Origin of the sequence: Gordonia zhaorongruii (genome assembly GCF_007559005.1) — a bacterium.
GTDB classification, from domain to species: Bacteria; Actinomycetota; Actinomycetes; order Mycobacteriales; family Mycobacteriaceae; genus Gordonia; species Gordonia zhaorongruii.
Genome location: NZ_CP041763.1, coordinates 687,005 through 701,078, shown reverse-complemented (window position 1 = coordinate 701,078; position 14,074 = coordinate 687,005). Strand labels below are relative to the sequence as shown.

Genomic DNA, 14,074 nt, shown 5'->3' with positions numbered 1-14,074 from the left:
TAACTGCTCATTCCTGGAAGGCCCGGCCATGACAACGGCATCGTCCATCGAGATCTCGCCCGACGACGCGCTATCTGTCGCCATGAAGCGGGGCTCCGCTGTGGAACACGAGGATGCCGAGGGGTCGACGTTCATGACGGCACTGCTCGACGGACGGATGTCGGCTGCGGGCTACATCGCCTACCTGCAACGCCTTCGCCCCGTCTACGCCGCACTCGAGTCGAAGGCGCGTGAACTCCGCAGCGATCCGATCGCCGCACTGATCGTCGACCCGGCACTGGACCGTCTGCCCGCGATCGACGCCGATCTGACTCACTGGATGCGAATCACCGCGAACGAGAGCCTGTCACCACCGGCCTCTCCCGCCACCGTGGCGTACATCGAGCGCATCGACATCACCTCGCAGTGGGCGGGCGGATTCGTCGCGCACCATTACACCCGGTACCTGGGCGACCTCTCGGGCGGCCAGGCGATCGGCCGCATCCTCGATCGCACCTTCGACCTGAACGGTGCGGGCACCGACTTCTACAAGTTCGACGCGGTCGGCAAGGTGAAGCCCTACAAGGACGACTACCGGGCGCGCCTCGACCGGATCGGTGCTTCCATGCCGTTCGAGGGGCGCGCGCAGCTGGTCGATGAGGTGAAGGCCGCATTCCGCCTCAACCAGGCGCTGTTCGCCGAACTCAGCGAGGTCTTCCCCCGCTGATGGCTCGCGCCGCGCGCGTCATCCGTGGTGCGGAGGGCGGTTCGCCTCGTACCAGTCACGACCGGAAGCCCGCGGCTTCTCCCTCGGTTCGGCGATCTGCTCGGGAAGATCGTCGCCGAAGACGGAGTCGAGTCGTCGGCGACGCCGCCACTCCGGTTCCGACTGCGACCGACCTCTCGTGGAGGGCCGGTCAGAAGTCACTGATATGCCCGATCACGTAGTGGGCGAGCGGCATCAGAGTCGCCATCCCGTCGCGGACGGCAGCACGCGAATCCGCGATGTTGACCACGACCGTCTGGCCCGAGATGCCGGCCAGTCCGCGCGAGATTCCACCGTCGGTGGCGCCGGCGGACAGACCCGAACTGCGGATCGCCTCCTCGACGCCCTGGAGCCGACGGTCGAGGAGCGGTTCGGTCGCCTCGGGCGTCACATCGCGCGCACCGACACCGACGCCACCCACCGAGACGACCAGGTCGACGCCACCGATCACGGCGGTGTTCAAGGCATTCCGGATCTCGATCTCGTCACCGGCGACGGCAACCGTCGCGTCGACGTGAAAGCCGGCTTCGTCCAGGAGCTCGCCGAGCAACGGCCCGAGGGCGCTACTCGCCTCGCCCAGGGCTGCGCGGTCGTCGACCACCACAACCAGGGCCCGAGAGAGCTCTCCCGCATCGGCAACGACTGCGGAATCGGCGCCTGGGCGGCGGGCGGCTGCGTCGGCTGCCTGTTCGTCGGCGTCCACAGGTGCGTTTGTCATCGTCGGCCTCTCTTTTCGTTGACGGACCCGGTCACATGGAGCCGAGTTTGATCTCGGCGCTCTTGCTCTGCCCGTTCACCGAGTAGGTGACCTTCACCGTATCCCCCGGAGCGTGCGAACGGACGGCCGCGACGAGAGCGTCCGAAGTATTGATCTTGCGGTCGTCGAGACCCGTGATCAGCGCGCCGGACGGAATATCCGCATCAGCGGCGGGACTGCCCTTGACGACCGAGGCGACGAGCGCACCCGGCTTCTCCAGATCGGTGCTGGCACGGACGGACACGCCGAGGCTCGGATGGTTCACCTCTCCCGAATCCTGCAGCTGTTTCGCGACTCGCATCGCCTGGTCCACCGGAATCGAGAAGCCCAGGCCGATGCTTCCCGCCTCGCCCTGGGATCCGCCCATCGTGGCGATCGCCGTGTTCACGCCGATCAGTGCGCCCTTCGAGTTGACCAGGGCGCCACCCGAGTTGCCGGGATTGATCGCGGCATCCGTCTGGATCGCGTCGATCACCGAGTCCTGCGAGCCACCGGCACCGGACGTCGATACCGGGCGGTTGAGCGCCGAGATGATGCCCGTCGTGACCGTGCCCTCGAGTCCGAGCGGCGAACCGATGGCGATCACATCCTGCCCGACGGTGAGATTGCTCGAGGCGCCGACGGTGACCGGCGTGAGTCCGTCGGCGTCGGCCTTGATGACGGCGATGTCGGAGACGGGGTCTGCGCCGACCACCCGCGCCATCGCACGGGATCCGTTGTTGAAGCTGACCAGCACCTGCCCCCGGCCGGCCGGCGCGACGACGTGGTTGTTGGTCAGGATGGTTCCGTCGCTGGACAGGATGACACCCGATCCCGAACCGACCTGGCGGCCGTTGCCCACGGTGATCGACACGACGGACGGAAGCACCCGAGACGCCGTCTCCTGGACGGAGCCCGGCTCGGCAGCCGGCTGGCTGGTCTCGGTGGGGCCGGTCGCCAGCGACGTGGACGAGCTGGACGATCCGTTGCGGTCTGCCACGATCGCACCTGCCCCGGCGCCTGCGCCTACGGCTAGAACGACAACCGCCAGTCCACCGAGAAGCGCCTTCTTCCCGAATCCGCCTCCACCGCCAGAACCTGAGTGGGGCTGCTGGGGCGGGACCGAGCCCGAGAACGGTGCGCCCGACTGCGTCCCGAAATCGAGTGGCCCGGTCGTCTGCGTCTCGGTGGGCGGGCCGCCCTGCGGTGGCCCGTATCCGAAGGGCGCGGTGGACCCTGGCTGCCCGGCTCCCGGGGTCGTCGGCCCCTGTTGTCCGGGTCCGGGGTGCGCAGACCATTGCGCAGTCGGATCACCGGCGGGCCTTCCCTGGTACGGCGCAGCCGTGAATCCACCGGTCGGAGGCACGGGGGGCGGCTGTCCGCTGCCGGGGTACGGGTTCGGCGACGGTGCCTGTCCGTCGCGCTCCGGATTCTCGTGCTGTCCGCCCTCTGTCATGGTCTCGACCCTATGGCACATGCCTGTGAGGTTGGTCAAAGGCTGCTGGGAATCCACAGGTAACGCGGAAGAATTCTGGGAATCTCACAGACTGTGACGCATCTTGCACCGCTACCGGGGTACGACGACCGGATCGGGCTCCCGGTGCGTCGGCGAGCCGGGAAGCGTCATGCGGATGAGCGCGCCGCCCTCCGCAGACGTCTCGGCGGCCACCGATCCGCCGATCCGCACCACCACCTGCCGGACGATCGCCAGACCGAGGCCCGAACCGGGCATCGTCCGCGTCGCATCAGCGCGGTAGAAGCGCTCGAACACCCGCATGCGGTCCTCCGGTGGGATGCCCGGGCCGGCGTCGGCAACGGTCAGCTCCGCCGTCGCAGGGCCGGTCTGCGCCAAGCGGACCACCACCGTACGGCCCGGCGGACTCCACTTCGCCGCGTTGTCGAGGACGTTGAGCGCTGCTCGGGACAATCCGTGCTCCTCACCGAAGACGAACCACGGCGCAGTCTGCACGTCGAACTCGATGTCGGCGCGGCGACGACGGACTCGTTCGAGCGCCCCGTCGATCACCTCTTCCACTGCCACCTCTTCGTGCACGGTGTCGTGCGCGTCCTCCCGCGCCAGGTCGACCAGATCGCCGACCAGCGTCGACAGCTCTTCGATCTGGGCCACCACGTCCGAGCGCAGTTCCACCATGTCGGCCGCCGGGATCGGCGGTGCACCGGGCGCCGACGACGCGATCAGCAGTTCGAGATTCGTGCGCAGCGACGTCAACGGGGTCTTCAGTTCGTGACCCGCGTCGGCGACCAGCCGCGCCTGCTGGTCGCGCGACTCCGACAGCGCGAGCAGCATCGTGTTGAAGCTCTCCGTGAGCCGGGCCAGCTCGTCCTCGCCCGTCACCGGGATCGGTCGCAGATCCTGAGTGCGGGCCACCCGTTCGGCCGCCGCGGTGAGTCGGGCCACCGGTCTCAAACCGCCACGCGCCACGAAGGTGCCGGCAAGGGCGGCGAACGCGACGCCGACGCCTCCGGCGATGAACAGCACCGATGCCAGCCGTTTGAGGACCGCGTCCGTACGGGCCAGTGACTGCGCCATCATCAACGTGCTGCCGTCGGACAGCTTGCGCGCCAGGACCCGTTGATTCGACGTCGTCCGCAGACTCTGATTGAGACGGCCGCGGGGATTCACCGACTCGATGACCTCGCCCTCCTGCTCGCCGTACGGCACCTCACCGACCATGTACGTGTGGCCGTCGGGCTCGACGAGCGCGATCGAGATCGACGTGGAGAACACGGTTCCGGCGAGCAGGGCCTCGGGGCCACTGCTCAGTCTGCCGAGCTTCGACAGGGCCGTCATTCCGTCGGCGCGTGCGATCAGCTGGGTGTCCACGTCCTTGTACAGCGACCGGTAGACCACCACGTACGCGGCGCCCGCCATCAACGACGCCGTCAGCACGACGACGGCTGCCGCGAGCAGTGCGACGCGCGTTCGCAGCGACACCGAACGCGTGAGCGCCATCGGCGCACGCATCGGGCGGCGACCGCCGGGGGTACGGCGCAGGAAACGCATCAACGGTGCTCGGCTACTGCGGGTTGTTCTCGCGGAGCACGTACCCGACACCCCGGACCGTGTGAATCAGCCGTGGTTCGTCTTCTGCCTCCGTCTTGCGCCGCAGGTAGCCGATGTACACCTCGAGGGCGTTCCCGGAGGTCGGGAAATCGTATCCCCACACCTCCTCGAGGATCCGGCTCCGCGTGAGGACGCGCTTCGGATTCGCCATCAGCATCTCCATCAGCGCGAACTCGGTACGCGTCAGACTGATCTGGCGCTCACCCCGGGTCACCTCGCGGGTCACCGGGTCGAGCGTCAGATCCGAGAACGAGACGGCCTCCGAGCCCTCCTCGTCTTCGCGCGTGGTGCGACGCTGCAGCGAGCGCAGACGGGCGAGGAGTTCCTCGAGTGCGAACGGCTTCGGCAGATAGTCGTCGGCGCCCGCATCGAGTCCGCTCACCCGCTCGGACACCGAGTCGCGCGCCGTCAGCACGAGGATCGGGAGATCGTCACCGGCGGACCGGAGTCGGCGGCAGACCTCGAGCCCGTCCAGACGCGGCATCATCACGTCGAGCACCATCAGGTCGGGCCGGTCCGCGATCACCTTCTCGAGTGCTTCGAGGCCGTCGCCCGCCGTGTCGACCGTGTACCCGTTGAACGTCAGAGACCGCCGAAGAGACTCCCGAACGGCCCGATCGTCGTCAACCACGAGAATGCGCATGTCTACAGTCTTAACGCCTCAACTGAGATCCAGCTTAAAAGACACGCAACTCACCCCCTATGGAGCGCCGCAACCAGCGATGTTCGCAGATCCCGGATCACGCATTTCAGCGTCGGAACCGCCCATGTAACAATGTCTATTGGTTCGGAGGGGGTTACCGGCCAGTACGAAAACCGTGGCGAACCGTCGCCAGTTCAGAGGAGTGCTCCATGTCGTCGATCTTCATCTCCGGCGGTGCCGCCGGTATCGGTCTCGCCACCGCCCAGCTTTTCCGGTCCGAGGGCTGGACCGTGGGTGTCTACGACGTCTCCGCCGACGCCCTCGCAGCACTGAAGGCGACAGACCCCGAGATCATCACCGGCACCCTCGACGTGCGCGACCCCGACCAGTGGGACGCCGCACTCGCCGACTTCACGTCGCACACGGGTGGCGAGCTCGACGTCCTCGACAACAACGCGGGCATCCTGCTCTCCGGCAAACTCGCCGACATCTCGCCGGACGCCATCAAGGCGCAGATCGACATCGACGCGCTCGGCGTCACTCTCGGCGCGCGGGCCGCGTACCCGTACCTCAAGGCCACCCCCGGTGCTCACCTGGTGAACATCGCGTCCGCGTCGGCCATCTACGGGCAGCCCGGGATCGCCACCTACAGTGCCACCAAGTTCTACGTCGGCGGTCTCACCGAGGCACTCGAACTCGAATGGTCGGACGACGACATCCGGCCGGTCTCCATCTGGCCGCTGTGGGCGAAGACCGCTCTGGCCGACGAGGACTCGAAGTCCGCACAGAACCTCGGCATCCGCCTCACCCCGGAGGATGTCGCCGCCAAGGTGTGGGAGTCGGTGCATCCGACCGCGGTCGACAAAGCACTGCATCGCACCAGCTACTCGGTCGGGCTGCAGACCACCGTGCTCGGCAACGCCGCCAAGTTCATCCCGAACGCACTGAACCGCACGGTCAACAAGTTCCTCGCGCAGTAGCGCACCGACCGCTGCCGGTGCAGTGGCGGTGAACAGCCAGAATATCGAGGTCAGAGGGAAGATTTCCCTCTGACCTCGATTTTTTGGCCAGTTTCCGCAGCAGTCACGCAAAACTGCGGCCGATCGAGTGCCTCAGCACCCGATCGGCCGCAGCCTGTAGTGAAACTCTAGTTCGTCGCGATCAGATCAGCGACGGTCGAGATCGACCAGTCCGGCCTTCACGGCCTTGACGAGGCGACGCGGCATACGCTGCGTCACACCGTTGATCTTCTCCTCCTGCAGCGGGGCATTGTCTGCCTTCCACTGCGAACGACGGCTACGGGTGTTCGCCCGCGACATCCGGCGCTTCGGTACTGCCATGGTTCTCGCCTTCCTCACGTTCGGCGCGGATGGGGTTCGGAATGATCCCGATCCGCCTGACCCGCTTGATCGCCTGTATCCACGGCAATCCGACCGCGGCACACAACCTGACAAGAATAACCGGCCGGGCCCTCATGTGGCAAAACGTGTGACCAGCGGCCTAGCATTGCGCGGGTGTCTGGCGTCATCTCGGGTTTCACCGTCATCTTCATCGTCGTCGGCCTCGGCTTCATTCTGGGCCGAACGGGTTCGCTCGGCGAACACGCCTCGACCACCCTCGCGCGGCTGGTCTTCTTCGTCTGCACGCCGGCCCTGCTGATCCATTCGCTGGCGACCAGCGACCTGTCGGTGGTGTTCTCCCCGACCCTGGCCGTCGCGTCGATCGCGGCGCTCTCGGTCGCCGTCGTCTACGTTCCGATCGCCCGGTACTGGCTGCACCGGCCGATTCCTGAGACGGTGATCGGCGCACTGTCGGCGTCGTACGTGAACAGCGTCAATCTGGGCCTGCCCATCGCGATCTTCGTGCTCGACGACGCGTCCTTCATCGCACCGCTCCTGCTGTTCCAGATCGTCTTCTACTCCCCCGTCGCACTCGCGACCCTCGACATCACTGCGCTCGACTCGAGCGAGCGGCGGTCGGTATGGCGGACGGTGGCCGTCCCCTTGCGCAACCCGATTCTGATCGGCGGCGTGATCGGTCTGGCAGTGTCGCTCATCGGATGGCGGCCGCCCGGAGCGATCCTCGAACCGCTCGACATGCTCGGCCAGGCGTCGGTACCGCTGGCACTTCTGACGTTCGGGCTCACCCTCACCGGCGCGACGGTGTTCGCGAAGGGCGAGAGCCCGCGGCGCGACGTCGTCCTCGCGTCGGGGCTGAAGATGACGGTGATGCCGATCGTCGCTTTCGCGGTCGCCCGGTGGGGATTCGGCATGACGGGCGACGAGTTGTTCGCTCAGGTGGTGATCGCCGCTCTACCGACCGCACAGAACGTGCTGGTCTACGCGACGCGGTACCGGCGAGGTGAAGTACTCGCCCGCGACAGTGCACTGGTGACCACGGTGCTCTCGGTTCCGGTCATCGCGGTGATAGCGCTGCTCCTCGCCTGAGTACGACTCAGCGCCGCAGATCCGGAATCCCGGCGGCATCGGCCCCACCGCGATAGGCGGACGCGAGGCTCGCCACAGTCTCGTGCGCGTTCAGGCCACTCGGATTCGGCAGCACCCACAGCCGCGCACCGCCGATCTGCTCCTCCTGCTCGCCCACCGTCGCCTTCCGTCGGCCGAAGGCCGTCCGGTACGCGGTGACACCGAGGATCGCCAGCACCGTCGGGCCAACGTGCTCGGTCGTCGCCGCCAGCTTCTCGCCGCCGACGAGGAGCTCGCTCTCGTCGAGTTCGGAGGCCTTCGCGGTGGCCCGGGCGACGACGTTGGTGATGCCGATCCCCGCCTCGATCAGCGCCGCCCGGTCGGCGTCGCGCATCCCGCCGGAGGCGTCGATCAGGTGGCCGGTGATGCCCGCCTCGTACAGCGCCGGGTAGAACCGATTGCCCGGGTGGCCGAAGTGAGCACCGGTCGCCGCCGTCCACAGACCGGGGTTGATCCCGGAGATCAGCAGCCGGCAGCCCGGCCCGACCAGATCGGGCACCGTCGTGCCGGCGAAGGCGAGTAGTTCGGCGCGAGTGAATCCCATCTGTTTCTGCATACCGGGCGGACGCCGCGTGGTCCACTCGCACCATGACGTCCGCCGATCCAACGCTCGCCGACCTGGTGTCCCGCCAGGAGATCCACGATGTGGTGCTGCGGTACTGCCGCGGTATCGACCGGCGAGACTTCGACCTGGTCCGCGACTGCTATCACCCCGGAGCCGTGGACCACCACGGCGATTTCACCGGGCCCGTGGACGCCTTCATCGTCTGGGTGGACGGTCAGCTGGCTCAGCTGGGCGGGACGCACCATCAGGTGGGCAACCAGCTGTGCGAACGCAACGGCGACGACGCGGTCCTCGAGTCCTACGTGACCGCAACCCATTGGGCCGATCCGGACAAGCCCCTGCAGGCATTTCTCACCACCGGTCTGCGCTACGTCGACCACTTCCAGCGGCGCGCGGGCCGCTGGGCGATCGCCGAGCGATGGGCCGTGCGCGACTGGACCAGGTGGGAGACCCGGCTCGTCGGCCCGGCCGACCACTCGGATCCACAGCCCGGCCACGGCGATGCCGATCCGATCGAGCGGCTGCGGGCCCGGATCCTCGGCTGACCGCCGAGCGAATACGTCCGCTCAGCGAGTCTTTCGCGTCCGCAGGTAATCACCGACCACGGCGGCACCGAGGCCGTCGATGTCGGGCGCGACGACACGTCCGCCGATCCGGCGCGCGATGCGGTCGATGAAGTTCGCGAGTCCGGGATCGTCGCCGAGACGGAAGAACGTGACCTGCGTGCCCATGCGGGACAGGTGGTCCAGTTCCCGGACGGTGAGGCCGATGGTCTGCGGGTGCGGCGGGTACCAGAAGAACGCTTCGCCGTCGGGTTCCAGGTGGGCGGTCGGCTCACCGTCGGTGACGATCAGCAGTACCGGTTGCGCGTTCGGGAACCTGCGGAGGTGCCGATGTGCGAGCAGCAGCGCGTGGTGCAGGTTGGTGCCCTGCTCCATGCGCGGTTCCAGCCCGGTCAGTTCGTCGACGGACGTCGACCGTGCGTGCCTTCCGAATTCGATCAGATGGAGCTCGTCGGACCGGAAACGAGTCGAGATCAGCTGATTGAGAGCGAGTGCGGTCCGCTTCATCGGCGTCCACCGCCCCTCCATCACCATGGAGAACGACGTGTCGACCAGCAGCACGACCGCGGCTTGGGTCCGCGCCTCGGTCTCGGTGACCTCGACATCGCGGACGTCGATGCGCACGCCGGGGCCCACCGCCCCGGGCGACTCCGTCGCAGTCCGCAGCACCGCGTTGGTCACCGTGCGCGTCACGTCCCACGGTTCGGTGTCGCCGAACGCCCACTCGCGCGTGGCTCCGGTCGGTTCGCCGAGGCGCCCGGCCAGATCCGTGCGGCGATCGCCGCCCCGCGAGGACAACTGCGCTGCGACGTCCCGCAGGATCGCCTGCCCCAACCGGCGCATCGCCTTCGGGCTCAGCTTCAGTGAGCCGTCTGGAGCCCGCTGAAAGAAGCCCTGATCGCGCAGGCTGCGCTCGAGGTCGGTGAGCGTGCGTGCATCTGCTGCCGCCTCGTCACCGAGCTGCCGGGCGAGCGCGTCGATGTCGATGTCCTCCATCTGCGCACCGGCGTACCCCTGCGACAACTGCTCGGCGAGTTCCTCGAGCTCGGCGGTGTCGCGCAACGCGGCAGCACCTTCACCGAGCCCCATCGGCTGATCGCCCGAGAACTGCTGCCCGGAGTCCCAGTCCAGATCCGGTCGCGCGGCACGCAACGCGGAGTCCATCTGCGCGAGCGAGTTCATCAGCTCCGGAGACCCGAACGCCTGCGCCGACAGCTCCGCGAGCTCTGCCTGCTGCTCCGGGGTCAGCGAATTGAACATCTGCTGTGCGGCCGCCGAACGACGAGCGAGGGCATCGACGAGTTCGTCCGTGTTCTGCGGGTCCTCCGGGAAGAACTCCCCGTGCCGTTCCATGAACTTCTCGAAGTCGGCGGTGGTGTCAGCGCCCGAGTTGTGTTTGGCGAGTAAGTCGTTGAGATCTGCGAGCATCTCGGAGATGCGCTGCCGGTCCTCATCTGTCGCGCCCTCGAGCGCTTCCTTCATGCCCGCGAACCGCTGCTCCAGGGCTTCACGCCCGAGCAGATCCGAGATCTTCTCGTAGTCCGCGCGGGCGTCGGGACTGCGCCAGTCGTAGTCCGACAACTCACGTACCGCCTGCGCCGTCGACGCGGGCAGGCTGCCGATCTGCATCTCGGCGAATCGAGCGTCGTCATCGAGATCGCGCGCCAGTTGTTTGCGTTCGCTGAGCACCGCCGAGTCGAGGAGCCTGCGCACCTCGTCGAAGGTGCCGTCGAGGTTGCGGTCGCGCAGCAGCTCCCGTCGTCGCCGGTTCGCTTCTTGAGCCATCGCGTCGAGGCCGCGCATCGACTGCCCTCCACGACGCAGGAACTCGCGCATCGCCCGCTCCGGGGAAACGCCGGCCATGACGTCGTCGCCGATCTCCGACAGCGCTTCACGCAGGTCCACCGGCGGCGCGAGCGGATCCGGGCCGCCTGCGTAGCGACCGTATCGAGAGCGGTGGAACCGGTTACGCGCCATCACGATCGAAGTCGTCGTCGGGAACGGTGACCGAATAGGCCGTCTGTCCGTCGTCGCCCTCGTCCTTGCCGATTCGGCGTGCCAGGTACAGCCCCTCCAGGGCGAGTTCCAAGGCGCTCGCCCGCTCTGCGTCGTCCGCAGCGTCGAGCCGACCGGCGATCTCATCCAGGACGGCCAGCGCCGTCTCGTCGTCGCCGATCGCCCCGATCACGTCGGTCGCCGGGACTCGGTCGCCGGTGAGTACCGGGTGGCCTCCTTCCAGGGCCGCGATGAGCGGACGCATGTCAACTCCGCCCAGATGAGCACGAACCACGTCGGCCACCGACTTCCGGAGAAGGAAATCGAGGATCTCGAGTTCGCGTCCCTCTTCACCGGATTCGAACTCGACCTTGCCGCGAAGCACCTCGATGACCGACTGCAGATCGACCGGACGTGCGACGGGCAGCTCCTCGCCGATCACCGCCGACCGATGCAGCGCCGCGGCGGCGACGGTTTCGGCGCCCGCGATCGAGAACCTCGCGGAGACGCCCGAGCGCTGGTCGATCGACGGATTCTCCCGGGCGTACCGGGTGAATCTAGCGAGCGCCTCGATCAGGTAGGTGGGCACGCTCGCGACGAGGTCGGCCTCCTGCTCGATGACGTCGACCTCGTCGTCGAGTTCCATCGGGTAGTGGGTGCGGATCTCGGCACCGAACCGGTCCTTGAGCGGCGTGATGATCCGGCCGCGGTTGGTGTAGTCCTCCGGATTGGCGCTCGCGGTGACGAGGACATCGAGCGGCAACCGCAGACTGTAACCGCGCACCTGGATGTCGCGCTCCTCCATCACGTTGAGCATCGACACCTGGATGCGCTCAGCGAGGTCGGGCAGCTCGTTGATCGCGATGATGCCGCGGTGCGCCCGCGGGATGAGGCCGAAGTGGATGGTCTCGGGGTCTCCGAGGCTGCGGCCTTCCGCGACCTTCATCGGATCGATGTCACCGACCAGGTCGGCCACCGAGGTATCCGGGGTCGCGAGCTTCTCGCTGTAGCGCGCGCTGCGGTGACGCCACGCGACCGGGAGCTTCTCGCCGAGTTCACTTGCCCGCCTGATCGATTCGGGCAAGATCGGCTCGTATGGGTGCTCGTCCAGGTCAGAACCGTCGATGACCGGCGTCCACTCGTCGAGTAGTCCCGACAGAGTTCGGAGCAGGCGCGTCTTGCCCTGTCCACGCTCGCCGAGCATGACGACGTCGTGCCCGGCGATGAGCGCTCGCTCGAGCTGTGGGACGACGGTGTCATCGAAACCGACGAGACCGGGCCACGGATCGATGCCGGCGCGCAATGCCGCTAGGAGGTTGTGCCGGATCTCGTCGCGGACGTCGCGCTGCACGTGACCGGAGTCGCGGAGTTCCTTGAGGGTGCTGATCGAAGGCGCAGTGCCCGTGTCGCCTGCAGCGTCCGTGTCAGATGCGGTGGCGCCGGTGAGTGCAGCGCCGCTGTCGCCTGTGGTGCCTGTTTCTTGTGCCACGCGACCCACGCTACCCCGCAATACAGAATCGGTGCGGGCACTGACTGTCCGCACTCCGATCGCGGGGACAGTCCATACTCGGTTCGTCCACCCGTTCGAGTTAAACGTGTTTTGTCAGACCCTCCCGATATGATCGTGGAAACAGCGAATCGACGGAGGTGTCAGCGATGACCAGCATCGATACCGCACACCGCTCGCCGGTCCACCTCCCCGATTCAGCTCTGGACCTGGCACGACTCATCGACGCCGCGACCACCAAACTCGCCCAGGCCCGCCTCGACCCGATGACCGACGACGAGGTCATCACCACCGTGACCACCCTCGAACGAGCCCACCGCCGCAGCGACGGCGTCGACGCCCGCATGTTCATCGAGGTCTCCGACCGCGAAGCCTTCCGCACCGTCGGCTGCACCAGCGCATGGCAATTCCTCGACTGCCACCTGCGCCTGGGTGCCGGCCCCGGCAAACGCCACCGTCTGGCCGCCGCTGCCATCGGCCGACTGCGGAGCATGCACGGAGAACTCCTCGACCCGGCACTTCCGGCGACCGCGGCAGCCGTCGCCGACGGCCATATCGGCATCGATCACCTCCTGCGGATCACCGACACCATGAAACAGATCCCCGCGGCCGTGCCCGACGCTGTCCGCGCCGACGCCGAAGCCCAACTCGCCGAAGCCGCCACCACCCTGTCACCACGATCGACGACCATCGTCGGGAACCGGCTCCTCGAACACCTCAACCCCGACGGCGCCCCCGCCGACGACCGCGACCGCAGACGCAACCGCAGCCTCACCCTCGGCGGCCAGGACCGGCTACTCATGTCCCGGATATTCGGATCCCTCGACCCCCAAGCGCGCGCCGCGTTCGACGCCTTCCTGCAGCACTGGGCCGCACCCGGAATGAACAACCCCGACGACCCCCAGTCACCCCGCGGACCGGCGAACCGCTCAGGCCTCGACCCCGCCGCACTCGCGGCCGCCGCAGAACGCGACACCCGCACCACCGACCAACGCGGCCACGACGCCTTCCGCGCCCTATGCGAAACCCACATCGCCGACGGCAGCCTCGGCCACCCCACCAGCCTGCCCGCACACCTGGTCATCACCGCCGACATCACCGACCTCGAACAACGCTCCGGCATCGCCCTGACCGCCACCGGCACCCGCATCCCCATCACAGACCTCGTCGACCTCGCCGCCCACGCCACACCATGGCTCGAGATCTTCGACAACCACACCTCGAACATCCTGTACCTGGGCCGCGGCAAACGCCTCGCCACGATGGCGCAACGCCTCGCCCTGTTCGGCCGCGACCGCGGCTCCACCGCACCCGACTGCAACCAACCCTTCACCCGCACCCAGGCCCACCACATGCCCGACTGGCAGCACGGCGGCCCCACCGACATCGACCACCTCGGAGCCGCATGCGGCCCCCACAACCGGACAGTCACCACACGACCCGGCGGCTGGGAAACCACCCTCATCACCCACGGCCCCCACCAAGGACGCATCGGATGGCGACCCACCAACACGAACCAACCCTGGCAAATCAACCACACCCACCACCCCGAAATACTCCTCCGCCAAGAAGACTCCAATGATGAGCGCCCCGCTCGAGTCCACGCGACCCGACATCAACAATCACCGATCGAGCGATGGCTCGCCTGCCGAATCCCAGCGAAACGAATCCTCGACCCACCCATCCAAGTAGCCGTGGAGCCTCAAGCCCCGCAGGACTGAGGCGCTTCGGCCTGTCCGGCCGACTGTC

Annotated in this window: 13 protein-coding genes; 5 read left to right on the top strand and 8 right to left on the bottom strand. The window is 67.6% G+C overall.

What is annotated here, in order from left to right; all coding sequences use genetic code 11:
* Positions 1–28: 28 nt before the first annotated feature.
* A complete protein-coding gene (locus FO044_RS03140; protein WP_143965309.1) occupies positions 29–706 on the top strand; it encodes a biliverdin-producing heme oxygenase in 678 nt (225 codons plus the stop codon).
* Positions 707–896: 190 nt separating this feature from the next.
* Here the strand turns inward: FO044_RS03140 and FO044_RS03130 are convergent, their stop codons facing one another.
* The 4 genes from FO044_RS03130 to FO044_RS03115 form a co-directional block, all read right to left on the bottom strand.
* Positions 897–1,463, bottom strand: coding sequence for a MogA/MoaB family molybdenum cofactor biosynthesis protein (locus FO044_RS03130; protein ID WP_143965307.1), 567 nt, complete (start codon positions 1,461–1,463; stop codon positions 897–899).
* 31 nt (positions 1,464–1,494) lie between these two features.
* On the bottom strand, positions 1,495–2,937 hold the full coding sequence (locus tag FO044_RS03125) for a S1C family serine protease (RefSeq protein ID WP_186290576.1): 1,443 nt from the start codon (positions 2,935–2,937) through the stop codon (positions 1,495–1,497).
* 111 nt (positions 2,938–3,048) lie between these two features.
* The gene (locus FO044_RS03120) at positions 3,049–4,467 is read right to left on the bottom strand and encodes a sensor histidine kinase (protein ID WP_132993452.1); all 1,419 of its coding nucleotides are present in this window, start codon (positions 4,465–4,467) and stop codon (positions 3,049–3,051) included.
* 52 nt (positions 4,468–4,519) lie between these two features.
* A complete protein-coding gene (locus FO044_RS03115) occupies positions 4,520–5,209 on the bottom strand; it encodes a response regulator transcription factor (RefSeq protein ID WP_132993203.1) in 690 nt (229 codons plus the stop codon).
* Between the two features lie 209 nt (positions 5,210–5,418).
* Here FO044_RS03115 and FO044_RS03110 point away from each other — a divergent pair, with 209 nt between their 5' ends.
* Entirely contained in the window at positions 5,419–6,189 is a 771-nt protein-coding gene (locus tag FO044_RS03110; protein ID WP_132993202.1) for an SDR family oxidoreductase, read from the top strand.
* A gap of 186 nt (positions 6,190–6,375) precedes the next feature.
* On the opposite strand, the gene rpmF is transcribed toward FO044_RS03110, so the two are convergent.
* Positions 6,376–6,549, bottom strand: a complete 174-nt coding sequence (rpmF, locus tag FO044_RS03105) for a 50S ribosomal protein L32 (RefSeq protein ID WP_132993201.1) — start codon at positions 6,547–6,549, stop codon at positions 6,376–6,378.
* A gap of 174 nt (positions 6,550–6,723) precedes the next feature.
* Between rpmF and FO044_RS03100 the strand changes: the two genes are divergently transcribed.
* Positions 6,724–7,656, top strand: a complete 933-nt coding sequence (locus tag FO044_RS03100; protein WP_132993200.1) for an AEC family transporter — start codon at positions 6,724–6,726, stop codon at positions 7,654–7,656.
* A 7-nt stretch (positions 7,657–7,663) separates the two neighbouring features.
* On the opposite strand, the gene FO044_RS03095 is transcribed toward FO044_RS03100, so the two are convergent.
* Positions 7,664–8,239, bottom strand: a complete 576-nt coding sequence (locus FO044_RS03095; protein WP_132993199.1) for a mismatch-specific DNA-glycosylase — start codon at positions 8,237–8,239, stop codon at positions 7,664–7,666.
* Between the two features lie 44 nt (positions 8,240–8,283).
* Between FO044_RS03095 and FO044_RS03090 the strand changes: the two genes are divergently transcribed.
* Positions 8,284–8,805 (top strand): nuclear transport factor 2 family protein, encoded by a 522-nt coding sequence (locus FO044_RS03090; protein WP_132993198.1) that lies wholly within the window; start codon positions 8,284–8,286, stop codon positions 8,803–8,805.
* 21 nt (positions 8,806–8,826) lie between these two features.
* Here FO044_RS03090 and FO044_RS03085 read toward each other — a convergent pair whose 3' ends face one another.
* Entirely contained in the window at positions 8,827–10,800 is a 1,974-nt protein-coding gene (locus FO044_RS03085) for a VWA domain-containing protein (RefSeq protein WP_143965944.1), read from the bottom strand.
* Positions 10,790–12,205, bottom strand: coding sequence for a sigma 54-interacting transcriptional regulator (locus FO044_RS03080; RefSeq protein ID WP_235831475.1), 1,416 nt, complete (start codon positions 12,203–12,205; stop codon positions 10,790–10,792). Before FO044_RS03080 ends, FO044_RS03085 begins: the two co-directional genes overlap by 11 nt.
* A gap of 269 nt (positions 12,206–12,474) precedes the next feature.
* Here FO044_RS03080 and FO044_RS03075 point away from each other — a divergent pair, with 269 nt between their 5' ends.
* On the top strand, positions 12,475–14,046 hold the full coding sequence (locus FO044_RS03075) for a DUF222 domain-containing protein (protein WP_132993196.1): 1,572 nt from the start codon (positions 12,475–12,477) through the stop codon (positions 14,044–14,046).
* Positions 14,047–14,074: the final 28 nt, after the last annotated feature.